The sequence below is a fragment of the Desmonostoc vinosum genome, assembly GCF_059505385.1.
Genome location: NZ_JCACKM010000205.1, coordinates 50313 through 72816 on the forward strand (window position 1 = coordinate 50313; position 22504 = coordinate 72816).

The 22504-nt window shown below is 40.1% G+C and carries 26 protein-coding genes; 13 read left to right on the forward strand and 13 right to left on the reverse strand.

Going from position 1 to position 22504, the window contains the following annotated elements; all coding sequences use genetic code 11:
* The coding region (locus tag AC5JMF_RS24750) for a WD40 repeat domain-containing protein (RefSeq protein WP_495798357.1) at positions 1–218 on the forward strand (218 nt) is incomplete at its 5' end.
* Between the two features lie 191 nt (positions 219–409).
* Entirely contained in the window at positions 410–652 is a 243-nt protein-coding gene (locus AC5JMF_RS24755) for a hypothetical protein (RefSeq protein ID WP_495798358.1), read from the forward strand.
* A gap of 70 nt (positions 653–722) precedes the next feature.
* On the opposite strand, the gene AC5JMF_RS24760 is transcribed toward AC5JMF_RS24755, so the two are convergent.
* The gene (locus tag AC5JMF_RS24760) at positions 723–845 is read right to left on the reverse strand and encodes a hypothetical protein (RefSeq protein WP_495798359.1); all 123 of its coding nucleotides are present in this window, start codon (positions 843–845) and stop codon (positions 723–725) included.
* Positions 846–1173: 328 nt separating this feature from the next.
* Here AC5JMF_RS24760 and AC5JMF_RS24765 point away from each other — a divergent pair, with 328 nt between their 5' ends.
* Positions 1174–1911: an LmeA family phospholipid-binding protein gene (locus AC5JMF_RS24765; RefSeq protein WP_495798360.1), complete on the forward strand. Its 738-nt coding sequence runs from the start codon at positions 1174–1176 to the stop codon at positions 1909–1911.
* Positions 1912–2141: 230 nt separating this feature from the next.
* Entirely contained in the window at positions 2142–3851 is a 1710-nt protein-coding gene (gene crtO / locus AC5JMF_RS24770) for a beta-carotene ketolase CrtO (RefSeq protein WP_495798422.1), read from the forward strand.
* A 43-nt stretch (positions 3852–3894) separates the two neighbouring features.
* Here crtO and AC5JMF_RS24775 read toward each other — a convergent pair whose 3' ends face one another.
* Positions 3895–4101, reverse strand: a complete 207-nt coding sequence (locus tag AC5JMF_RS24775) for a ribbon-helix-helix domain-containing protein (protein ID WP_495798361.1) — start codon at positions 4099–4101, stop codon at positions 3895–3897.
* A gap of 163 nt (positions 4102–4264) precedes the next feature.
* On the opposite strand from AC5JMF_RS24775, the gene AC5JMF_RS24780 reads away from it, so the two are divergent.
* The 3 genes from AC5JMF_RS24780 (at position 4265) to AC5JMF_RS24790 (ending at position 6498) form a co-directional block, all read left to right on the forward strand.
* Positions 4265–4462, forward strand: coding sequence for a hypothetical protein (locus AC5JMF_RS24780; protein WP_495798362.1), 198 nt, complete (start codon positions 4265–4267; stop codon positions 4460–4462).
* 170 nt (positions 4463–4632) lie between these two features.
* Positions 4633–5739, forward strand: a complete 1107-nt coding sequence (locus tag AC5JMF_RS24785) for a saccharopine dehydrogenase family protein (protein WP_495798363.1) — start codon at positions 4633–4635, stop codon at positions 5737–5739.
* 339 nt (positions 5740–6078) lie between these two features.
* Complete coding sequence (locus AC5JMF_RS24790; protein ID WP_495798364.1) at positions 6079–6498, forward strand: hypothetical protein; 420 nt, start codon at positions 6079–6081, stop codon at positions 6496–6498.
* A gap of 228 nt (positions 6499–6726) precedes the next feature.
* Here AC5JMF_RS24790 and AC5JMF_RS24795 read toward each other — a convergent pair whose 3' ends face one another.
* From AC5JMF_RS24795 to ndhC, 7 genes are all read right to left on the reverse strand, one after another.
* The gene (locus AC5JMF_RS24795) at positions 6727–7332 is read right to left on the reverse strand and encodes a DUF4360 domain-containing protein (RefSeq protein WP_495798365.1); all 606 of its coding nucleotides are present in this window, start codon (positions 7330–7332) and stop codon (positions 6727–6729) included.
* A 638-nt stretch (positions 7333–7970) separates the two neighbouring features.
* Complete coding sequence (locus tag AC5JMF_RS24800; RefSeq protein ID WP_495798366.1) at positions 7971–10133, reverse strand: tetratricopeptide repeat protein; 2163 nt, start codon at positions 10131–10133, stop codon at positions 7971–7973.
* A complete protein-coding gene (locus tag AC5JMF_RS24805) occupies positions 10123–11415 on the reverse strand; it encodes an ATP-binding protein (protein ID WP_495798367.1) in 1293 nt (430 codons plus the stop codon). Before AC5JMF_RS24805 ends, AC5JMF_RS24800 begins: the two co-directional genes overlap by 11 nt.
* A gap of 355 nt (positions 11416–11770) precedes the next feature.
* Complete coding sequence (locus AC5JMF_RS24810) at positions 11771–12448, reverse strand: class I SAM-dependent methyltransferase (RefSeq protein WP_495798368.1); 678 nt, start codon at positions 12446–12448, stop codon at positions 11771–11773.
* Between the two features lie 185 nt (positions 12449–12633).
* Positions 12634–13161, reverse strand: a complete 528-nt coding sequence (locus tag AC5JMF_RS24815; protein ID WP_495798369.1) for an NAD(P)H-quinone oxidoreductase subunit J — start codon at positions 13159–13161, stop codon at positions 12634–12636.
* Entirely contained in the window at positions 13154–13891 is a 738-nt protein-coding gene (ndhK, locus tag AC5JMF_RS24820) for a photosynthetic/respiratory NAD(P)H-quinone oxidoreductase subunit K (protein WP_495798370.1), read from the reverse strand. The genes AC5JMF_RS24815 and ndhK overlap by 8 nt, the downstream gene beginning before the upstream one ends.
* The gene (ndhC, locus tag AC5JMF_RS24825; protein ID WP_495798371.1) at positions 13882–14244 is read right to left on the reverse strand and encodes a photosynthetic/respiratory NAD(P)H-quinone oxidoreductase subunit C; all 363 of its coding nucleotides are present in this window, start codon (positions 14242–14244) and stop codon (positions 13882–13884) included. The genes ndhK and ndhC overlap by 10 nt, the downstream gene beginning before the upstream one ends.
* Positions 14245–14587: 343 nt before the next feature.
* On the opposite strand from ndhC, the gene AC5JMF_RS24830 reads away from it, so the two are divergent.
* From AC5JMF_RS24830 to AC5JMF_RS24855, 6 genes are all read left to right on the forward strand, one after another.
* Positions 14588–14923 (forward strand): rubredoxin, encoded by a 336-nt coding sequence (locus AC5JMF_RS24830; protein WP_495798372.1) that lies wholly within the window; start codon positions 14588–14590, stop codon positions 14921–14923.
* Positions 14924–15158: 235 nt separating this feature from the next.
* A complete protein-coding gene (locus AC5JMF_RS24835; RefSeq protein WP_495798373.1) occupies positions 15159–16181 on the forward strand; it encodes a photosynthesis system II assembly factor Ycf48 in 1023 nt (340 codons plus the stop codon).
* 120 nt (positions 16182–16301) lie between these two features.
* Entirely contained in the window at positions 16302–16550 is a 249-nt protein-coding gene (gene psbE, locus AC5JMF_RS24840; RefSeq protein ID WP_495798374.1) for a cytochrome b559 subunit alpha, read from the forward strand.
* Positions 16551–16559: 9 nt separating this feature from the next.
* On the forward strand, positions 16560–16697 hold the full coding sequence (psbF, locus tag AC5JMF_RS24845; protein ID WP_103136072.1) for a cytochrome b559 subunit beta: 138 nt from the start codon (positions 16560–16562) through the stop codon (positions 16695–16697).
* Between the two features lie 9 nt (positions 16698–16706).
* Positions 16707–16826, forward strand: coding sequence for a photosystem II reaction center protein PsbL (gene psbL / locus AC5JMF_RS24850; RefSeq protein ID WP_071989460.1), 120 nt, complete (start codon positions 16707–16709; stop codon positions 16824–16826).
* 72 nt (positions 16827–16898) lie between these two features.
* A complete protein-coding gene (locus AC5JMF_RS24855) occupies positions 16899–17018 on the forward strand; it encodes a photosystem II reaction center protein J (protein WP_167725640.1) in 120 nt (39 codons plus the stop codon).
* A gap of 186 nt (positions 17019–17204) precedes the next feature.
* On the opposite strand, the gene AC5JMF_RS24860 is transcribed toward AC5JMF_RS24855, so the two are convergent.
* The 4 genes from AC5JMF_RS24860 to AC5JMF_RS24875 all read right to left on the reverse strand — a co-directional run bounded on the left by AC5JMF_RS24860 (position 17205) and on the right by AC5JMF_RS24875 (position 22504).
* The gene (locus AC5JMF_RS24860; RefSeq protein ID WP_495798375.1) at positions 17205–17315 is read right to left on the reverse strand and encodes a photosystem I reaction center subunit VIII; all 111 of its coding nucleotides are present in this window, start codon (positions 17313–17315) and stop codon (positions 17205–17207) included.
* Between the two features lie 175 nt (positions 17316–17490).
* Positions 17491–20007 carry a hypothetical protein gene (locus tag AC5JMF_RS24865; RefSeq protein WP_495798376.1) on the reverse strand — a complete coding sequence of 839 codons (2517 nt, stop codon included), beginning with the start codon at positions 20005–20007 and terminating at the stop codon, positions 17491–17493.
* Between the two features lie 165 nt (positions 20008–20172).
* Complete coding sequence (locus tag AC5JMF_RS24870; RefSeq protein ID WP_495798377.1) at positions 20173–20832, reverse strand: flagellar motor protein; 660 nt, start codon at positions 20830–20832, stop codon at positions 20173–20175.
* A 4-nt stretch (positions 20833–20836) separates the two neighbouring features.
* On the reverse strand, positions 20837–22504 hold the full coding sequence (locus tag AC5JMF_RS24875; RefSeq protein WP_495798378.1) for a hypothetical protein: 1668 nt from the start codon (positions 22502–22504) through the stop codon (positions 20837–20839).

The following is a 22504-nucleotide window of genomic DNA, read 5'->3' on the forward strand; positions in this document are numbered from 1 at the left end:
TGAAAGGGCATCAAGGCGTTGTTACCAGTGTGAGTTTCAGCCCAGATGGCAAAACCATCGCCACCGCATCATCTGGTGGGATAGCGCGGTTGTGGGCAGTAGAAAATTTCGACCAACTACTGGCGCGGAGTTGCAATTGGCTACACGATTATCTGAAGAATAACCTAAACCCAAACGATCACGATCGCCACCTCTGCGATGACATCAAATCAAACTAAGTTTTGCTATTTTTACAGGCGATCGCCACCTCTGCGATGACATCAAATCAACTTAATCTTAGGCGATTTTAAAAGGCGATCGCCACCTCTGCGATCACTTTTTCACTGCAAAATAAACTGCAAACTAAAAAAACTCTAAAGAAGCAAAGATGAACCGTTACCAATAGTTTGTATTTTTGAGGATTACAAACATGACTGAAACAGCAACTCTAATACCGCTAAGCTCTGTTATTCCAGTTTTCACCGCAATCAGCGATCGCGATTGGGTACGGTTCAAGGAGCTTGAAGTAAGTTTTGCAAACACTCACGGTGTCGAAACTTGGGCAGATGTTTTCAACTTCCGAATCATGCCCGCACTAGAGCCTGATGCTAAAAGATGGCTGTTAGTGACAAAATGCAGCCAAGGTATTAAGTCAGTCCAAATCTTAGATTAAGGTCTTGTTGAGGCAGCATGTCATTCTTATATAAAGAATAACCCAAACGATCGCCACCTCTGCGATGACATCAAATCAACTTAATTTTAGGCGATTTTAAAAGGCGATCGCATTTCATTAATTGCTTTGGCTCAACTCTCAACCACTCAGTTGGTTGAGCGAAGTCGAAACCAACTGTTCTAAGCTGTTCCACATATAACTTGCATAATTAGGGCGGGCAAGATGCCCACCCCACAAGAGTTTTATTTAATTTGATTATGTAATTTAGATGTTTTTTAGCTTAGGAAATTTTTTCCTAGAAATCACTTAAGCATTTTTTACCAAAGTTAAAGCATTTATAATAAACTTTCGCAAGAGATTTTATGAACTATTCTTACGAGGAGCTATAAAAATATTTCTTCCCTACTCCCTATGTTCAAGACAATATATATTCCCAGTTGTATATACCTTGCTATAGATTCGTTCCTGTAAATCCAGGCTTAAAGTAAGGTGTAATAGGAATACTCAGAGAGTGAAAATTAATGTCAGATGAGCATAAATTGGAAGAAGAGTTATTGTCACAAGAAGCTAAAAGGCGGCTATATGACCAACTAGATAAAGCAGAAAAAATAGACGTAGATGTGCAAACTGATTTGTTGAAAGTCGTGCAAGGACAGCTAGACGGTGTTTCGGTTACAGGTCAAGGATTAGTAATCAAAGAAGACATCCGCGTTCAGGAAATCAAAATCCAAACTGATAGTATTGCTGTTAATCCTTTCAGGGCAATTTTGGGTCAAATAGAGTTAAATGAGCCAGTAAATGCTATGGCTCGTGTTACGCTCACTGAAGTAGATATTAATCGTACCTTATTATCAGACTTTACGCATAGTTATTTTAATACGTTTAATTTAGATGTAGATGGTGAAATTGTCAGTTTTGAACTGCAAGAAACTCAAATGTCATTACCTGGTGATGGCAAAATGGAATTTAGGGGAAAAGTACTGCTAAAGGAAAAGGGAAATACTCGTCCTTTAGCATATATGGCAATGATTAGCCCACGCACGCGATCGCAACCTATATTATTAGAGAGTTTTCGCTGCATTCAGGGTGAAGGAATTTCACTGGAAATAATTACGGCATTGATACAGAAAGCAAAAGAATTGGTGGATTTAAACTATTTTGAGTTCGAGGATATGGCGTTACGCGTCAAAAGTCTCAACGTGCAAAAAGGTAGTTTAATACTTTTGGTAGAGGCTAAATTAAAGCAAATACCATCTTAAATAATTCGTAATTCGTAATTCGTAATTCGTAATTAAAAGCGATTAGAAATCGCGGCTACACAGACAAAACCCACCTCCGTGGGTTTAAAATACATAACTTTTGGTTAGTCCACGGAGGTGGACTTTGCTTTGTGTAGTAGCGAATTCTATTCGCCCACAACTGATTTTGTAACTGGCGAATGATGTCAATTTAGTTAAAATTTTTTAATATTCAGAAAGATAGATATTTCATCAAAATTCCAACTATGCAAGAGTATGACGTTGTTATTATCGGTGCTGGACACAATGGACTAGTTTGTGCCGCATATTTACTAAAAGCTGGCTACAGTGTCCTGTTATTAGAAAAGCGTTCTGTTCCTGGTGGTGCAGCGACAACTGAAGAATGTTTGCCACAAGAGGCTCCTGGCTTTAAATTTAACTTGTGTGCAATTGATCATGAATTTATTCATTTAGGGCCTGTTGTTGAAGAATTAGAACTAAAAAAGTATGGTCTGGAATATCTAGAATGCGATCCAGTTGTTTTTTGTCCCCATCCTGATGGCAAGTATTTCTTAGGACATAAGTCGGTAGAAAAAACTTGTGCAGAAATCGCCCGTTATAGCCAGCGTGATGCTCAGAAATATGCAGAATATACCGACTATTGGCAGCGTGCGATCGGTGCAATGATTCCCGTTTTTAATGCACCACCAAAATCAGTTATAGACATCGTTGGTAACTACGATATCAAAAAACTCAGAGATTTATTCTCTGTAATTGGTGCGCCTTCTAAAACGCTGGATTTTATTCGCAATATGTTAACCAGCGCTGAAGATTTACTCAACGAGTGGTTTGATTCCGAGTTTCTCAAAGCACCTTTGGCAAGATTAGCGTCAGAATTGGGTGCGCCACCATCGCAAAAAACCCTTGCTATTGGTGCAATTATGATGGCGATGCGTCATAATCCTGGTATGTCAAGACCACGTGGAGGTACTGGCGCACTAGTGCAAGCTTTGGTGAACTTAGTCACAAGCCAAGGTGGCGTCATTCTCACAGATCAACATGTAGAAAAATTATTGATTGATGATGGTAAAGTTGTTGGTGTGCGGGTTGCTGGTGGTAAAGAATATCGCGCTAAACATGGAGTGATTTCCAACATTGATGCCCAGCGGTTGTTCTTGCAAATGACAGATAAAAGCGATATTAATGCAGTCGAACCCGATTTATGGGAAAGATTAGAACGTCGCATCGTTAACAACAACGAAACTATCCTCAAGATAGATTTGGCTTTAGATGAACCGCTACGTTTTCCCTATCATGCACACAGAGATGAGTATCTCATCGGTTCTATCTTGATAGCAGATTCTGTTTCTCACGTTGAACAAGCTCACAGTAAATGTACATTAGGAGAGATACCCGATTCTGACCCATCAATGTATGTGGTAATGCCCAGTGCCCTCGACCCTACCTTAGCACCTCCAGGCAAACATACCTTGTGGATTGAGTTTTTTGCCCCTTATCAAATTGCAGGTGCGGAAGGCACGGGTTTAAAAGGTACTGGTTGGACGGATGAATTAAAAAACCAAGTTGCAGATAAAGTCATTGACAAATTGGCAAGTTATGCTCCCAATGTAAAAAACGCGACAATAGCCCGCCGTGTCGAAAGTCCCGCTGAATTAGGCGAGAGATTGGGTGCATATAAAGGAAATTACTACCATATCGACATGACTTTAGATCAGATGGTGTTTTTCCGTCCTCTACCAGAAATAGCTAACTACAAAACCCCAATTGAAAATCTCTTCCTCACTGGTGCAGGCACACATCCAGGTGGTTCTATTTCGGGAATGCCGGGACGCAATTGTGCGCGGGTGTTTTTGCAGACTAAAAATCCCATTAGCCAGACACTCAAAGATGCGCGAGATTCGATTAAATCGACTGTAGAGTCGGTGTTTGGAATTAATTAAAGCAAGATGTACGCCCAAAAGCGCACATCTTTCAAGCTTCCTCTCAGATTTTTTTGGGATCTGGGGGGATTTTGTTTTCTGTTTCAGCTTGTTTTACTGCTGCTTCCACTATAAATGCAGCTAAGTTAGCAGTGGGTCTTCCTTCAGCATCTGCCCACCGCTCTAGCGCATAAAAGACTGCATCAGCCAAGGTTAGATTAAGTCGTTTGCTCACGGTTTCTTGTGCTTTATCGTCGATTCTATCGTACATTTCTGTGTCTTTAAAGTTATCATTAGTTACATATTAGTGTTTTTTTAGTAACATATTCGTGCTAAAGTATAAAAACTTTTAAAAAGTCAAAGCCAGCACTCCCAAGTTTGTCAGGCTCTGGTGTGCTGGCTTTGGCTCCAATTTGTATGGAGATAGCTAAATTATGTCGTATCGAGAACGACTCAACAATTGGGCAATTGCTCGTTTATTGCCAAACAATCAATGGCTGATTATTGCTAGATTTCGCATTCGGTCTGATGCTGATGGGCATTTTCAGTTTCTTTGCCGGACTATGCCCAATGTACAGTTTAAGGTTGTGTTTGATATGGCTGAGGATGGTGAGAATGCTAACACAATTTAGATTGCGTTTCTAGCGATCGCTTTTGTAGAGACGCCATAGCACGTCTCTACACCAAATTATCGTTAGAATAGTTGCCACTTCTCAATGATCAAGCAAGTCATCCTTGTAACCGATGACAAATAGGACATAAAACTGTTCAAATAATAGTGATGTTGCCCAATGCCGGAGTAATGACAGATCGCGTTTTAATTATTGGAGGACGGGGGCGAATTGGTAGCAGTGTTGCTCAAGATTTGGTCTCCCACACATCAGCACACATTACGATTACTGGGCGTTCCCCAGAAACTGTAAAAGCCATTAGCTTGCCTTTAGGAGAACAAGTAAATTTTTTAGTATTAGACTTAGCGGAAGTTGACAAATTGCAAGAAGCGATCGCTAACTCTAATTTAGTTATCCATTGTGCTGGCCCATTTCACTACCGAGATACCAATGTTCTTGAAACTTGCATTGCTCAAGGCGTTAATTATCTAGATGTCAGTGACCATCGTTCTTATACTAGTAAGGCTCTCAACTATCAAGAAAAAGCCGCTGATGCTGGTGTGACAGCCATTATTAATACTGGGATTTTTCCAGGTATTTCTAATAGCATGGTACGTGAGGGTGTCGAGCAATTTGACCAACCAGAAAAAATACATTTAAGTTATTTAGTTTCTGGTTCTGGTGGTGCTGGCATCACCGTGATGCGAACAACTTTTTTAGGATTACAGCATCCTTTTGAAGCTTGGATAGATGGAAAATGGCAGCTAGTTGAGCCATATAGTGAAAGAGAAACAGTGAATTTCTCATCACCCTATGGATATAGTGGAGTTTACTGGTTTGATATGCCGGAAACTTTTACAATGCCTCATTCTTTCCCCTCGGTTAAAACGGTGATTACCAAATTTGGATCTGTTCCCGATTTCTATAATCACATGACTTGGATCACCGCTCATGTATTTCCTAAATGGTTGATGCAGAAGCGCAGTACTATAGAATTTCTATCTCGTGTGAGTCATTTGATGACAGATATAACTAATAGCTTTACCGGAATTGGTGTGGCAGTCCGCTCAGAAGTTACCGGACAAAAAAATGGTGAAGCAGCTATTTTCTGTTCCGAGTTGGTGCATGAAAATACTGCGATCGCCTCTGGATGTGGCACGGGCAGTATTGCACAATTATTGCTAGAAGGTAAACTTCACAAACCAGGTGTTTTTGCCGTGGAAGAAGCCCTACCAACCAATTTATTTGAAGATACAATGCAAAGTCGAGGAATTCAAATATCTCATAGTTGGTCTTAAAAAATTTGAATTGTTACAAGGTTTGTATCTGTTGCTTGATTTTAGCGAATTGGTATAAGTATGAACGCTTGTATTGAGATAACTAAAAATTAACAAGTTCCGTGGTTTTAAGTCCCCCGGTTCTATAATCGGCAAGTTTTGTGTTTGGGTCAAATCCCCATTACAAAACTTAATTACGTTAGCGCAGCGGTAGCGAGTCCGCGATAGCGTTAGCGAAGCGGTAGCGAGGTACGAGCGTCAGCGTTAGCGACACAGGAGCGTCGCGTCATTACGAATTACGAATTATTTAATATATCTTCAGGTAGAAGTGAGAACTTTACCTAAACAATTACGATGCCTATGACCTTTAAACATTGGCAAGTGTTTACTATGCAAAAAATCTTTTTATCTTTAAAGCAAGTGCTACGTTCTAGTTTTTTAGTTATTGGCTTGCTCATGCTGATCAGCATCTCTAGTATATTCATTCTTGTTCCACAGCCTAGCTATGCCACCACACTTGAAGAATTGAAGTTAGTACCTCCAGAATACAAGCCAAATTCAGAAGAAAAAATTAATCGTGCTTACGAATATGATCCAGGTGTTGGTGTTCAAGAAGAAGAACGACAAGAAGCTTATGAACAAGCTATAAAAGATGCCGAAAACCTCAATACTATTGAGAAGGCATACAAAAGAAATTTAAAAGCTGAAAAAGCACAAAACCCTCAAGAAAGTTTTGTTGAGCAAGCCAAAGAAGTGATTGAAAATGTGACAGGCAAATAAGGATTATTGGCGTTGCTGAATGATAGGATGATTGAGGTTAACGTGAAGATGCGGGGATTATGTATTGATGCAAACTCTCAAATCATCCCGCAATTATGCAAGACCGGATTATTTTATTATAAAGTAGGCGTCTTTAGCCATAATCGTAGCTAAATTGGAATTGCGATCGCATACTTAAAAAAGTGCTGAGTATCAAATCATTTATGACTCAGCACTCACTACTCAATACTAACGACACTGGCGATATTTAATGTGATAAACTAACCCGCGATGAGCAAGGTCAAAGGAGTCAACAGTTGCCACTCCTTGACCACTGGCGGTCATTGCAGCATTCACCCGCATATTTACACTGTCACCGCAGCGCGACCAAACATCAGCCACAGTGACTAATTGATCTCTAACATTGTAGTCATTTTCGCCTCTAAATGTCCTAGAAAAAACAGGGCCACGTTGACCAGCAAAAAAGTACTCTGCTCTTAATCTTCCAGTTGTGTAGGGGGCAACATAGCCCCGATAATCAGCATCATAGAGGGAAATTTGAAAGCCTTGAGGTACTTTGATAGGAATGCTCAAGTTACAGCTTTTGCGTCTTTGTGATGATTTATTCCCCTCAGCAATAAACTGATCAAATAGGATACTCAATTCTTGACCATCGGGACTGATACTGACGCTAGCAGACCCATCAGGACAACCATTACCACCATATTCTGCATCTAAAATCTCAACTTTATCGTTAGCAAAAGCAGGATTAATAGATGCAGTAATCAGTATCGTTGCTGCCAAAAAAGCTTTAGCAATGTTGATAGACTTTTTCTCAAAGTTTTGATTATTCATTACTTACCTAACTTGAGTCTTTGGAATAGTGTTAGAACTAATATTTTGTAGGAATTGTAAATTACCAAATCAGAACGCATGAAAGTTAAGCATAGCCCACTACAGCTATCATCGACATCTTAAAGATGAGCGAAAAATAGCCTAATGTGGTATGCTAGAGTTATATCTGCATACTGAAGTTAAGCTTAACTAAAATTGAATTGCTGATAGAGCGATCTAAACAAAATTCAGTATTTTGAATCAGATAAGCGCGTAAGCTCAACGATTGTTCGATAAACGAACAATGTTTTGACACTCACCAAATTAAATATTTGGCAGTCTACAACTAGCGAAAAAATATCGCTAATTAATTCTGATTTATCAACTCTGAATTATTAGTCAAGCTTTTGATATTCAATCCTTACTCGCCTAATGACTGCAAATTTTTTCTTGTGTTCCCGTAAAAGCGATCGCTCTAGTTAACTTAGCCAAAAAGTGATTAAATTAAATGAGGCTTTAAGTAGGTTGGTGTGAATATTTATCATTAGGATGATGTAAGAAGCAGGGGGCAAAAAGCAAGAGGAAAGAGAGTTTAAATCTATTTAATTTTTCAATACATAGTTGTGTTTTTCCACCCCGTTCTACTTAACTCTCTTTTGTTACATACTATCTTGCATTGCTAAACTGAGTTTTTCCAGATTTTGCCCAATAGCAACAGTGCGGGAATGATTTGTACCCCAAACGCGTTCGCAAATATCCAAGGCCTGTAAATAAAGTGGTTGCGCTTCGCTGTGGCGTCCTGTGACGCGGTAGATTTCTGCTAGGTTGTTGAGACTTTCGGCAACATGGGGATGGTTGTCTCCCAACAAATGTTTATCAAGTTCTAAGGCTTTTATACACAAGGGTTCCGCCTGATCATAGCGTCCCTGTTCTCTGTACATGTAACCAAGAGCGTAGATGGTATCTGTTAATAAAGGATGCGCTTGTTGTAGGAAACGTTGCTTAATTTCCAAGGCTTTTAAAAACAATGGTTCGGCTTGGTCGTAACGTCCTTGAGCGCGATATATTAATGCTAAATTGTGAAAATCTGTAGCAACATCGAGATTATCTTCTCCTAAAAACCGCCGATCTAGTTCTATGGCTTGTAACGATAATGGTTCAGCTTCAGTGTAGCGTTCTTGATGATAATAAAGTAATGCAAGATTATTCAAAATGATCGCCAGAGAAGGATGATTTTCGCCTAGCAGGTGTTTTCTCAGTTCTAATGACTGTAAATAGAGAGGTTCGGCTTCGGTGTAATGTCCTTGTTCATCATATAGTAGTGCCAGGTTATTGAGACTGGCGGCGACATCAGGATGGTTGTCTCCTAGCAGACGTTTCCGCAGTTCTAAAGCTTGCAGATATAAGCGTTCGGCTTTGCTGTAGTTGCCAATGGATTTATACAGTCCTGCTAAACTGTTAAAGCTAGTAGCCAAGGAAGGATGATGATCTCCTAATATGCGTTTTCGCAGTTCTAAAGCCTGTTGATATAAAGATTCTGCTTCGCCATAACGTCCTGTAGCGCGGTAGAGTTCTGCAAGATGGTTGAGGCTGGAAGCAACATAAGTATTTTGGTCTCCCAGTACGCGTTTTCTGATTTCTAAAGCTTGCATTAATAGAGGTTCCGCTTCGCTGTAGCGTCCTGTAGACTCATATAGAAATGCCAAGTTGTTGAAGCTGAGTGCAACATCGGGATGGTTTTCTCCTAGTAAGTATTTTTTAATTTCTAAAGCTTGCTTAAGGAGGGGTTCGGCTTTAGCATAGTGTCCGGTTGCACGGTAAAGCAATGCTAGGCTGTTGAGGCTAAGTGCAACATCGGGATGATTTTCTCCCAGCACGTCTTTTCTAATTGCCAAAGCTTGGACTAACAGAGGTTCGGCCTCGTCGTAGCGTCCTGTGACACGGTAGAGAAATCCTAAGTTATTCAAGCTAGCGGCTAAGTCAAGCTGTAAACCTAATTGATTTTGCAGTTCTATAGCCTGACACCAATACTTAATCGCTAATTCCTGTTCTTTTTTATAATCCTGAGACTCACCTCGATCTAGTCTGCGGCGGTAAATATCACCTAATCTTGAGTATAAGGTAGCCAAGCTGGGGTCTTTTGCTCCTCGTTCTTGTTCTACTTTTTCAATAAATTTTTGTAAATCTTGAATAGGCAAGAAAAAGGGGTTATTTTCGTCGGTGTCAGTGCTGGCTAATTCTGTGTCGCTAAAAACAAAGCGTATAGATTCTAACTCTTTGCCGGCGATCGCATTTGTCTTTTTAGAAGCAAACCGAAACACACCATTGCGCCAACTCCAAAAATCAGGAGCTTTTTTAATCAAATTGACTAAAATTTGATTAGTTACCCAAAGAACGATAGCAAATGGAAATTCGCGTAATCCTTCCCTTGTCCACTGTAAGTAACCAAAAAATTTCTCTTGTTCTGATTGTTCTTGTCCTAGCCTGAGAAAATAAAGTTGCTCAGCACCCGTTACAGTAATTATGGCTGGGTGATGTTGACGAAGATATTCTTCTTGTTGCACTAGTTGATTAATCGCAGCCTTGAGACTTGGTTCATTTCGTGCCAGAGTCACTCGATATGCACGAAAGGATAATTGTAACTCTGCTTCATACTTGGCGATAATTTCATCACGAAAGTTAGCATCATCGCAAACTGCAATTAATAAATTTAGTCCCCGCTTTTGCGCTTCAATAGAAACGATTAAATCATCATAAGCATCTTGATTATCTCCATCATGATTTAAAAATTCTTCATTATCTGCTCCTTCTTCATGCAACATTGATCACTCCTTGCCTTTTGAGACTTTCTATAATAATTGGATGAACATCGTACCAAGTTTCATCATTACGATATTCCAATACATATAGTCCATGCAGCAAATCTAAAAATTCTGCTTGCTTCGGATCATGAGGTATAAATTGCTGGTAAACACTTTGCAAGATATCTAAATCGACTTTTCCTAAACGTATCGAAAAGTCATTGCGGATTTTATTGATTGCTTGTCCTAAGATTTCATCATCTATAATAATTTTTTCTGTAGGATTTCGTCGGATCATCCGCAAACAAATCCGACAACATTCCTTAGAAATCCGAATTAGTTCTCGTAAGACACCACCACTATAGATGACAATTTTATCCGCAGTCGCATCTGCTATTAGTTCACTGGCAATTCGCTTTTCTAAAACTTTACCCAGAATCTCCGTTGCTTCTAGACGAGGTTGAGCATAAGACAGTCGATTTTTACCTTTCTCGAAAATTTTCAATACAGGCATGACTACAATTTGGTCATTGGTTTCTGTAGCAATTATAGTGCTGAGAAATGTTTCACGTAGCACAGCGATGGGTATGGTGTAGATAATCCGAAAATTAGGTTGGCAAAGAGCTTTAATGTTATCTCTGTAAATCTCATTCACCCGGCCTAAGTCGAGTTTATCTAAATCATCAATAATTACTAAAACGTCTTGTTTAGTAGCAGCTTGAATTAAAGCAGCAATTTCGTTAATTCTGGCGACTAAATCTGAAATCTTGCGTTCAAATTCTTGCTTGATTTCATCACGGACTGTAGCATCAGCTTTTAATTTAGAGCTAATTAATTTTAAGAGGTCAAAACCAATTTCAGCTTCGGCGTGTAAATTTAGTTCTTCAGTACGAGTACGGGTAGCGAACCACTTATAAAGAGCTTCTTTAGTAGATTGAGGAATTTCCACTCGGCGTGCTTCCGCCTCAGACATTAAATTAACTGCGATCGCAAACAATATATTAATATGATTAACCGCTGACATTTCGATTTTGTCAGCGATAGAAAATAAAACCACAAAATACTTTTGTTGAATTTGTCGGCTAAATTCAGCTAACAAAGTTGACTTACCACATCCTCGATGTCCTGTAAAGACAATTTTGCCATCTCCATTGGGACTATCCTCAACTAATTGGTTAAGATCTGCAATCAAATCATCACCATACTCGACTCTAAATTTTGTCATTTCGTTCTGTTCCATTAAGGGGAACAATTCGAGATTGCTGTATGCTTCTTGGAAGGAATTTAATAATTCTTGAGACATTGGATAGTGCCGTCAACATGCTAACTATTCATATGATGGCTCATCCTTTTTGTAGCAAAAGTTCAAGCGATCGCTAGTTATAAAAAACCATCAATCAATAATTACTAAGTAACTAATATCTCATTTTCTCAACAGCAAAGCCATAACTCTTAAAATACCAATATAAACACAATAAATAAAAGGAAATCAAAAATCTCAAGGAATGATAGATTATACAGCCGCAATCGTGAAAGCTACCGAGCAAAATATCTAAACTTAAATTTAGATTTATAAAATTTAATTTAAAGCTGTAGTTATGAATGGCGAAGCTGTCGTTGCTAACACTGAAATCGTCTTGAATTTTTAACACGTTTTGTTAGCATCGCTCAAAGACAAAAATGATTGAGATGGGCTTTTTCGTTATGGGATGACAAGGTTCTTGTAAATTCAATAATCGGTAATTATAACCATAAAACTCCTGAATCCATGATTCAATTGTTCTGAAGTACCAAGGAGCAGGGTGAAACACTTCATTGCCAATTCCTGTCCATGAAGTCTCTCTCCACCCATCCTCATAAGGAGCATCACCGCAGGCTATGAGAGGATGAAGTGTTTGGATGATTATTTTGCCATGATCTTCTAAAAGGTGACAGCCAGCCTCAGCGATTTGAGTAAGATCACGTTGTCCCAGAATTGAGAAGTTACAAATTAAGCAAGAAAACCGCAGAATATTTTCAAATTTTTGCGATCGCAAATCCGAGTAAGAACAGACAATAAAGCGAGAATCATTATATAACCTTGCTGCCTCAATCAGATCTGCACAGGCATCAACTCCCCATCCATCAATACCTGGGGAGAAAAGTTGACGACATAACCAGCCTTCACCACATCCAACATCTAAGAACGTTTGTGGATTTAGTTCCTTGACAGCCTTGATTATAGCCGCATCTGTAGCGATCGCCCGGCTTTCAATTTGCTGATGATGAATTACCCGTGTCCATGATTTAGCATTAATTTTCCATGAATCAAAGATTCGTTGTTCATTCTCATTCATTGAATAGGGAGTGGGGAGTAGGGAGTAGGGAATGGGGAAGAGGTGTTTTGAGTATTCCTGCCAGAAATTTAATATATATTTCTCTGCGAACCTTTGCACTATCCTTGGCGTTCCCTCTGCGTTAAAAAAATTAACCCCTCTCCGCAAACGAAGAGGGGTTAGGAAAATTATCGCGCACTCAGCATTTAATAAGCATCTTGCAACTCATAGAAATCGGGCGAGATGTAATCTTTTCGCAAAGGCCAACCTACCCAATCTTCCGGCATCAAAATCCGCTTGAGATTTGGGTGTCCTTCGTAAAAAATGCCGAACATATCGTAAGACTCGCGCTCTTGCCAGTCTGCGGTCTTCCAGATCCAGTATACTGAAGGCACTCTCGGATTTTCTCGTGGTAAGAACACCTTGACCCTGACTTCATCAGGGCGATCGCTATGATCACCAACTTTAATTAAGTGATATACACTCACCAATTCTTGTCCTGGGCCAAGGTCAACGCCGCCTTGAAACTGGAGATAATTAAACCCGTAGGCATACAGGGCTGTAGCGATGGGAAGCAAGAAATCTGCTTCCACTTTAATTATCTCTACCCCGTTTTGATCGGGTGCTAAATACTCATGGTCAAAGCCATTTTCCGTCAACCACTGAGAAACTTTACCAGCTTGCACTAAAGATTCTGGTTCTGCTGGTACTGGTTTAGATTCTTCTTCAGCCACGGTTTTGCTCCTCTTTTTGCGCCTTTGCTGCCAGTAGTGCCGGTGGTATTGGCATTCCAATTGCTTGGGCCAATTCTTTGGGCGGCGTCAAGCGAGTTTCTGACTGCAAATACTTACCAGTTAAAATTTCCTCTACTGGCTTGAGGTTATGAGTGGTGCTGTAATAACGGTGGGTTTGCTTAATCTGATCGCGCTCTTGCATCGAATCATTAGCAATCTTCTTCCGCAGCTTGATGATAGCATCGATAATTGCTTCAGGACGGGGAGGGCAACCAGGCAAATACACATCTACAGGAATCAGTTTATCAACTCCGCGTACCGCTGTTGGAGAATCAACACTGAACATCCCGCCAGTAATTGTACAAGCTCCCATGGCAATTACGTACTTTGGCTCTGGCATTTGTTCATAAAGACGCACTAATTGAGGTGCCATCTTCATCGTGATTGTCCCTGCTGTGATAATTAAATCAGCTTGGCGGGGGCTAGAACGGGGAATTAACCCAAAACGGTCAAAATCAAATCGAGAGCCAATCAAGGCTGCAAACTCGATAAAACAGCAAGCAGTACCAAACAGCAACGGCCACAAACTAGAAAGCCGCGCCCAGTTGTAGAGATCATCAACCGTTGTCAGAATCACGTTTTCTGAAAGGTCTTGAGTGATTGTAGGACGCTCAATAGGGTTGATGATTCGCTCTTTGTCCTGGGCTGTAAGATTAGAATTCAAGACCATTCCAAAGCTCCTTTACGCCATGCGTAAACTAAAGCGACTACAAGAATTGCAATAAAGATTAGCGCTTCAATAAATGCCAGTAGCCCTAAACGATGGAAAGCTACCGCCCAAGGATACAAGAACACAGTCTCTACGTCAAAGACAACAAAGACTAGAGCAAACATGTAGTAGCGAATATTGAACTGAATCCAGGCTCCCCCGATGGGTTCCATCCCAGATTCATAGGTGGTACGCCGTTCAGGGCTTGCACCGCTGGGTCGTAGAAGCTTGGATGCTGAAAGCGCTAGGGCAGGTACTAGGCTACAGATAATCAAAAAGCCTAGAAAATACTCGTAACCGCTGAGGACAAACACAGTTAATTTCTACCGCTTATGGTGTAATCGAACTGGGGACTGGGACTGGGACTGGGGACTGGGGACTGGGAAGATCAAGGAAAATTTTAGAGGTTGAGGAAAAAAATATTTAATTCCCGATCTCCAATACCCAATACCCAATCCCCAGTACCCGATCCCCAATCCCCAATCCCCCAAATTCCGTAACTTTCTTTTACATTATATCTTTTTGGCTTTTCTGAAATCTGGGAAACAGATGCACTTCAGGTATTTGATTCGTTTCTGGTGGTGATAGAAAACTCTAACATTTATGTCATAATTTTTAACGTATATTTAAGATTTCCCCTTCTTCGAGACCCAAGCCATGAGCGAACAAGCTGTTGAAACTTCAGTTTTAGACCGCTACGAGTGTCGCGCCTGCGGTTATGTTTATGAACCCGAAAAGGGAGATGACAAGCATGACATTGCTTCAGGAATTGCCTTTGCAGAATTGCCCATTAATTGGCGCTGTCCAGTTTGCACTGCCAAAAAGACCGCTTTTGCCAATATTGGGCCAGCAGGTACAGCATCCGGTTTTAAAGAAAATCTCGGCTACGGTTTTGGTGTCAATAAGCTAACGCCAAGTCAAAAAAATCTCCTGATTTTTGGTGCTTTGGCTATTGGATTTTTGTTTTTCATGAGTCTTTACGGCTTACAATAAGGCTCGCATCTTGAAAGTGCTGAGTTCTGAGTTCTGGGTCTTAAGTGTAAAAAAACACTAATCTTAGAAAATTGAATCAGAAAATAGTTTCTTTTTCTTTCTAAGTCGCTTGCTCTGTAACCAAATTGCCGAGTAAATAACATTAATATACTTGGTTTTAATCAATACTCAGCACTATTTTTGATGAACCTTTTAGAAAACCCTACACAAATTTAGAAACAACTAAGAAATACTGATGCGTTCAATTGTAAGAAGTTGGCAAAAAATATTTGCCTTATTTTTGGTAGTCTTGATGTGTATTGGTTGTAGCAAGGTTCCCTCTATCAGCTACAATCCTTGGCAAATCATTACTGTACCGACAGACGCGAAACTGCTCGATATTGCCTTCACTGATAATCCTCAGCATGGTTACTTAGTGGGTAGTAGTGCTACTTTATTGGAAACAAATGATGGTGGCGAGACTTGGCAACCCATCAAACTCCAATTAGATGACCCCAAAGCTCGTTTTGACTCAGTAAGTTTTGCGGGTAAGGAAGGTTGGATTGTTGGAGAGCCTTCACTGCTGCTACATACAACCGACGAAGGTCGTTCTTGGTCAAGTATTCCCTTGAGCGAAAAGCTACCCGGTAGCCCGATCGCAGTCAAAGCACTCAAAGAAAATGTAGCTGAGATGGCTACTAATGTCGGGGCAATATATCTCACCACAGACGGCGGCAAAAATTGGAAAGCTCAGGTAGAATCAGCTGTAGGTGTGGTACGTAACATAGAACGTGGTGCTGATGGCAAATACGTTGCTGTTTCTGCCAAAGGAAACTTTTACTCAACTTGGGAACCAGGACAAAATGCTTGGGTACCCCATAACCGCAATAGTTCTCGCCGCGTAGAGAATATGGGCTTCGCTGACAATGGTCAATTGTGGATGCTAGCTAGGGGCGGTCAAATTCAGTTTAACGACCCAACAAAACCTGAAGAGTGGCAAGAGGCACAATATCCAGAATTAGCAACCAGTTGGGGTTTACTAGATTTGGCATACCGTACACCTGATGAACTTTGGATCGGCGGCGGTAGCGGTAACTTACTGCGGAGTGCTGACGGCGGTAAAACTTGGGAAAAAGACCGTGAAGTAGAAGGAGTAGCGGCTAACTTGTACAAGATTGTCTTCTTCCAGCCCGATCAGGGATTTATCATTGGCGATCGCGGCGTTTTGTTGAAATATCGCCCAGACACTAAAGCAACTTCCCCATCAGAAGCCGCTTAGAGATACCCTAGTGTTCGGTATTCACCCTGATTTGTGAGAAGAATGTTGCAACTTGTAACTCTTTCTAAACTTTGTAGGATAATAAACTCAATAATAGTCTTTGTGAAGGTAGGGATCTAAATGTCAGGTACCACTGGAGAGCGTCCATTTTCAGACATTATTACCAGTGTTCGCTACTGGGTAATTCATAGCATCACCATTCCAGCATTATTTATTGCGGGTTGGTTATTTGTGCAAACTGGTCTAGCTTATGACGCATTTGGCACACCTCGCCCCGACGAGTACTACACACAAGCACGGCAGGAATTGCCGATTGTGAAGAACCGTTTTGAAGCGAAAAAACAAGTTGAACAATTTATCGGAAAGTAGTTTGAGATCATGACTAGCGGCAACAACGTTAATCAACCAGTTACCTATCCAATCTTTACAGTGAGATGGCTTGCGGTTCACACACTAGCTGTGCCAACCGTGTTCTTTTTGGGCGCGATCGCCGCAATGCAGTTTATTCAACGCTAGGAGCAACTGATGGAAAGAACGCCCAACCCCAATAATCAGCCGGTTGAACTAAACCGGACTTCACTATACCTGGGACTACTACTAATTTTCGTTCTAGGGATTCTGTTTTCCAGTTACTTCTTTAACTAATTGGAAATACGTTTGTTAATCTTTGTTTATTTGATTTGTGTTGATTTGTTTTGTTAAGAGAGGAGAAAACCAGTGTCTGGAAGTGGGAGAATTCCCCTGTGGGTCGTCGCTACGATCGCAGGTTTAGGTGTGATTACTGTTTTAGGCATCTTCTTTTATGGAGCCTACGCCGGAATCGGTTCTTCGATATAATACAGGTCTCAGCCGAATACTATTTAGCTGGGATTTTCTAGCATTTGTTTAGAAATCATCATCATAAAACCGCCTATCCCAGAAAGATAGGCGGTTTTGTTATATTCATTAAATATGAAAAGCGTCATTAGTCATTTGTCCTTTGTAAATACAAATGACTAACGACAAAGGACAACCTCGAACTATTTAAGCAATATCATCACGTTCCATGTAAACAAGTAGAAACGCGAAGGTTACAGCAGGCAGAACCCAACCAATTATGGGTACAAAAATCGAGGGCAAAAATGAAGCTGCCATAGTAAATATTCCTGTCAAATCACACTACAATTCAAGATGAGCTTACTGCAAATCCTGTCCACTTTTTGAAATTCTAAAGATTTTTAACACAGCCGATGTGGGGGGATGAGGGAGATGAGGGGGATGAGGGGGATGAGGGAGAAATTTTCTCCGCGTCCCCGCGTCCCCTTGCCCCTCAAAGCATCAATTCATCTAGCTGCAAGTTTGGCAAGTCTGGAGGAATAACAGTCCGTACTACTGTGACTTTGTGACTCTCCTGTTGGGTTGCCATGTCGAGAGCGATCGCTTCTAGGCGAATTTCTAAACAGCCGAAGGGAATATTTAATTGCGTCATCACTTCCCACCCTCCCAAGGGTTTAGGCAACAAATGTGTGAGCAAATGGGGGCCATCTAGTAACCAGCGAGTTTGGTAATCTTCAACCCATAATTTCACGACAACTTGCGGGGACACTTCCGGCAGTTCGACGCGTACTAAGATAGTTTTGCCAGCGATGAGTTCACCATCTGGTACACGCAGTTGCGGAACTGGCAAAGGTTCTGTAATTACTGTATTTCCAGGCAAGGAACAGGATAAATTTAAGAATGGATGATCCTCTTGTTCAGATAGTTGATGAGTTGCTATTGCTACATAAGTTTGTGGCTCAGCGTCTGTATCATCTATAACTATTTCTTGCGCTAACCAAGCTGCTTGAGTAGATAAGGCGGAGGGTAAGGGTATTTGTTGGTGTTCTTCTGGTTCTGGTGCTTCTGCTTCTAGTGTCAACTCTATTTCAGAATCTAAATTTAATGGAGTTTGAGCGCTTAGAGATGGGAGAGGCTGTTGCTCAAGTATTGTTAGTTGGTCTAAAATATCACCGTTGTCTTGGTATTGGATGTAAATAGACTCAGGCAAAGAATAGCCTTGACTCTGCATCCACTTTCTAATTAGCCGCGATGATTGGAGATGATCTGTTGCTGTTGGTTCCTCACTGGGCTGATTTTCTAATTCAACAATAGATTCACTATTTTGTTGAGCTACTTCTTCGATGGCAGTTTCATCAGTCAACTCTGTATTTGGTTGAGTTACCAATTCACTAATTGATTCTTGCTGCAATTGTGTATTCTCAGACACTAATTCCGGTGTATTTTCAAGCTCCGATAAAATTAAGTCTGGCTGTGGCGACTGCTCATGAGTTGGCAATTCCGCAACATCTGATGTCTTGCTACTTGCTTTTGTGCGATTATTTGCTGGCGAAGTTTTTAGCCGTCTCAAGTAGGGAAAAGTTGGGTTGCGCCGATGTCTGATTACTAACTGCTCTAGGTTAATGGCAGCCATAATATTATCTTTCTGTACAGACTCTTCCTGTATTAAAGGATCTGCAATTTCGGTACTAGGGGCGATTGCATTGATTTTGTTGACAGGCAGTTTCGGTAATTGCGGCGATCGCTCACCCGGCTCCTCCAAGCTAGTTTCTCGCAATCGCGCGTTAATTTGCGGTGGCAAAGGCTGATTTGGCGCGGGAATGAATGCCAGAGATTGATCTATTTTTGGAGTCTTAACTAGGTTAAACAGTTCTAAACCAAGGCTCACGGGTGTCTGTGATGTTGGTACAGCAGGTGTCAATACGTTATCGTCGTTTGACGATTCTGGTTGACTAGACTTAGCTACTGTGATTGCCAGTAATGCCATCACATCTGCTGTAATGGTGAAGGATTGACTAGCTAATAGGCTGACTTCACAAAACTCGTCAAGTGCCCCATACAAATTAATATCTGCCAGAATCAGCTTAGATTCGCACTCAGCAGGGATGATAACTGAGGTATTAACACTCAAAGGTAGTGCCTTGTTTAGTAAAGGTTGCCGTACCTGAGTTAAAATCACCGACTCCAAAGGTGAGTAAAGTTCAATTACTAGTTCAAGCTTGCAGAGGCGGTTTACGGATAATGTTTCAGCCAAGTCTAAATTTAGCTTTTCTTTTAGTTCTACCTGGCCATTGATATTAAGGGTTTGTCCCCAGCTGGCAATATAAGTTTCTCGTTCTAAATTTATTTGTAAAAGTAAAGGTGGCTGGATTGCTGGAAAATCAGCAACAGTTTCATTCGCCACTAAGGGGTCAGAAGTAGGTAAAGCTAATTCTACTAAATTTTGTAAAATTTGCTCTGCTGTCTCACCTTTAAACCAGACGGGGCTAACAGGTTGATCAATAACTGCATCTTCTTGTTTAATAGCAGTTGCTAAGACAGTTGTAGCCAGATCGCTATCTGTAGTTACCACATCAGCAGAGACAGTAATAGTCTTCTCTAGTGCGATAGTGACTTCTACTCCCTCATCCCCCTCATCTCCCCCTATCCCCGCCTGCAATTCCTCAGACAAGACTTGCAGATGGATACTATATTGCCAGGACATACCAAACATTTCCGACATCAAATCGCCGGAGCAGCGTAACTCCCAGATTCCGGGATGGAAGTAGGTAAAGGGAATTACCGCCATTAACCCCTCGGAATTTGTCCGACGCGATCGCTTAAAAATTCGCCGCTTTGGTGGAACTTCTTGAGTTGAGGAGTAAATAACTCGCACTTCTACTTCTATATTAGGCAGATTAGAACGAGCCAAAACTCTATACTGACCTTCCAAAAGTTCTACATTTGGCGATTCCAGGGTTTGCCAAGAGCGATCGCCCTGTTTCTGTATCAGAAATTGCCAGTGTTCCATTGTGATTGATGCTCAGATCGAAAATTCACTCTTGTAATACTTTGCATTGTTGCTTGAAGCTTACCTCAGCAATTTAGAATTGCATCACCTGATTATGATACTTTGATTCACATATTGGCAAGATTAACAAGAGTGTAGTAAAACATTGCTGTAGGACAGTTATACTTATCTGACTTCTCGTACTTGGCCTAGTCGTGTAAAGCGAATTTCAATGCGTCGCCGTGTCGCTTGTGACTGCCGCAATGCTTGAGGAATAGGAGCAAATTCTCCATTTGGTAATATTAGCTGTGCTGCTGAATAAGCACGAAACTTGATTTTTTGCATTCTCGCTTGCTGTTGCTGGATTTTCAGGAGTTCTTTAACTACTGCCAGAGAACGCATCAGTCCTAAATCAGCATTAGAACCCGCCTTAAGATTACTGACTGAACCCTCGCTACTGGCTGCTGCTTCTAAATTCTTGTCTAAATTGCTATTCACACTACCAATAGGTTGCTCATCGGTGTGACCAATGATTTCTACAGTATTTATATTAAAATCTTTAGTAGTTTTTTCAATATCCGGTACGAGTTTATTAGTAATATAATCCAACATGGCCATTGGAATTTCGGCGCTGCCTAAATCAAATCTATAATTTTCATCTTTAATTAAGAGAATGGGCGGAGTTCCTTTATTTTGATTATTAGATATCTGCGATATTGTATAACTACTACTTGCTATAAATAACATTAATAGTATAATCATGAAGGCATTAGACATTAAATCTGTAAAAGCCGGCCAAATGTTGAGGTCTTCATGATAATTCGTATGCCGCGAACGACGAGTCATAATTTCAATTTTCAGTAGGTATAGGTTTTTCTTCCAAGTTTTCTATTTCCTGCTTGAATTTACTATTTTCATTTGTATTATATTTTTGTAAGTATTGGATTAACGTTTGTAATAGCTGTTGATTAATTTCTGTTTGTTGGCTAATTTTTCCAACAAGCAAGGTATTAATATTTTGAGATTCTGAAGTTGATTTTTGATAATTGGTTTGTATTAATTCCATTAAATCTATTTTAAATGTATCAGTTTTCATGATAAACTGATTGATATAGCCTTCAAAATTATTAATGAAAATCTGAATTTTTTGATTGTGACTACCCATTTGTTCAGACAAGTTATTAATCAAGTGATCGCCTATATTCCCAATTTCTAAATTGACTTCTTCTGTATATAATTTCAAGGTTTGTAATAATTCTTTAAGAGCATTTTCTACCTCATTCAAACTATCAGCTTTATCTACAATTTTGTTTTCTAGTTTCTCAAGTTTTGTAATTGCTCTAGAAAAACTACCAGCGCCTTGCTTGAGTTGAGGGATAATTTCACTCAGAGAAATTTGATTCTCTTGATGAGAATTTAATACTGTAATTGCAGTTTGATTAACAATCTTGATTCCTGCACCTAAACCGATTAATTCCTCACTACAACGCTGAATTTGTGTGACTACTATGTCAATAGAACTTACTGTTTGAGCTAAAGTTGCAGCAGATTGGGAAAATTTCTCTTGTGTACTAGCTAAATCTGTCATAGCTGCTGATAATTTGTCAGGAAATTGGCTTTTTTCAAAGATTTCAGCCGATTGTATAAATATATGAGATTTTGCATTTAGTTCTGCGATCGCATGTTCAAATTCAGTAGCGGCAGCCGATATCGTACCAGAAGCTTCGGCAAATCTCTCATAAACCTGCTTGGCTAAATCAGCTGCTTCTTTATTACCTTGAGCAATTTCTTTGGCTACACGTCCTAAAGATTTATCAACTGCATCCCGGACTGTTTCACCAAATCTAGTTAAAAACTCATCCTGCTGAGAAACCATTTTTTTGACTATTTTATCTAGGCGAGTATCACCCTGTACTTGGGGATGATAAATATTATCTAGATAATCTTCTAAAGAACTAATTAGTCGATATTTGATAATATTTGTATTTAAAAAGAAATTGAATAATGTTACTAAAGCACTGCAACCAAGTCCAAATAAACTAGTAGTAAAGGCAATGCTCATGCCTTCTAATGGTTTTTTTAATTCATCGACTAAATCACTAATATTGCTGGTAGATGTTTCGCTGATTGTTTGACTGAGTTCTGATAAATTAATCGTAATCCCTAGAAAAGTACCAAATAAGCCGAAAGCTAATAGTAAGTTTGGGATAATGCGGCACAAATACTCGATTTGTTCATAAGTAACTCGCCAAATTTTTTCTTGACTGTAAACTTGGTCAATTAATGCTGCTGTATTAATCTGATCTAATTGACTGCTAGCTTTTCTAAATCTTGCTTCTATCTCTTTGACTATTTTTGGCTGATTACCTGGTGAATTTTCATTAATTAGCCTTCTTACTCGTTCTTCTAAAAATACTAAACGTCGATAGAGAAACCAGCGGCATATAATAGTAATAATAGATGGTAAAATGACAATTACAACAATTAAAAAAATTAAGTAAGACGGTATTGACGGCAT

Coding starts and splice junctions, on each gene's coding strand:
- AC5JMF_RS24755 (WP_495798358.1), top strand. CDS start 410: ATGACTGAAACAGCAACTCTAATACCGCTAAGCTCTGTTATTCCAGTT.
- AC5JMF_RS24765 (WP_495798360.1), top strand. CDS start 1,174: ATGTCAGATGAGCATAAATTGGAAGAAGAGTTATTGTCACAAGAAGCT.
- AC5JMF_RS24775 (WP_495798361.1), bottom strand. CDS start 4,101: ATGTACGATAGAATCGACGATAAAGCACAAGAAACCGTGAGCAAACGA.
- AC5JMF_RS24780 (WP_495798362.1), top strand. CDS start 4,265: ATGTCGTATCGAGAACGACTCAACAATTGGGCAATTGCTCGTTTATTG.
- AC5JMF_RS24785 (WP_495798363.1), top strand. CDS start 4,633: ATGACAGATCGCGTTTTAATTATTGGAGGACGGGGGCGAATTGGTAGC.
- AC5JMF_RS24790 (WP_495798364.1), top strand. CDS start 6,079: ATGACCTTTAAACATTGGCAAGTGTTTACTATGCAAAAAATCTTTTTA.
- AC5JMF_RS24795 (WP_495798365.1), bottom strand. CDS start 7,332: ATGAATAATCAAAACTTTGAGAAAAAGTCTATCAACATTGCTAAAGCT.
- AC5JMF_RS24800 (WP_495798366.1), bottom strand. CDS start 10,133: ATGTTGCATGAAGAAGGAGCAGATAATGAAGAATTTTTAAATCATGAT.
- AC5JMF_RS24805 (WP_495798367.1), bottom strand. CDS start 11,415: ATGTCTCAAGAATTATTAAATTCCTTCCAAGAAGCATACAGCAATCTC.
- AC5JMF_RS24810 (WP_495798368.1), bottom strand. CDS start 12,448: ATGAATGAGAATGAACAACGAATCTTTGATTCATGGAAAATTAATGCT.
- ndhK (WP_495798370.1), bottom strand. CDS start 13,891: ATGGTCTTGAATTCTAATCTTACAGCCCAGGACAAAGAGCGAATCATC.
- AC5JMF_RS24830 (WP_495798372.1), top strand. CDS start 14,588: ATGAGCGAACAAGCTGTTGAAACTTCAGTTTTAGACCGCTACGAGTGT.
- AC5JMF_RS24835 (WP_495798373.1), top strand. CDS start 15,159: ATGCGTTCAATTGTAAGAAGTTGGCAAAAAATATTTGCCTTATTTTTG.
- psbE (WP_495798374.1), top strand. CDS start 16,302: ATGTCAGGTACCACTGGAGAGCGTCCATTTTCAGACATTATTACCAGT.
- psbF (WP_103136072.1), top strand. CDS start 16,560: ATGACTAGCGGCAACAACGTTAATCAACCAGTTACCTATCCAATCTTT.
- psbL (WP_071989460.1), top strand. CDS start 16,707: ATGGAAAGAACGCCCAACCCCAATAATCAGCCGGTTGAACTAAACCGG.
- AC5JMF_RS24860 (WP_495798375.1), bottom strand. CDS start 17,315: ATGGCAGCTTCATTTTTGCCCTCGATTTTTGTACCCATAATTGGTTGG.
- AC5JMF_RS24865 (WP_495798376.1), bottom strand. CDS start 20,007: ATGGAACACTGGCAATTTCTGATACAGAAACAGGGCGATCGCTCTTGG.
- AC5JMF_RS24870 (WP_495798377.1), bottom strand. CDS start 20,832: ATGACTCGTCGTTCGCGGCATACGAATTATCATGAAGACCTCAACATT.
- AC5JMF_RS24875 (WP_495798378.1), bottom strand. CDS start 22,504: ATGCCGTCAATACCGTCTTACTTAATTTTTTTAATTGTTGTAATTGTC.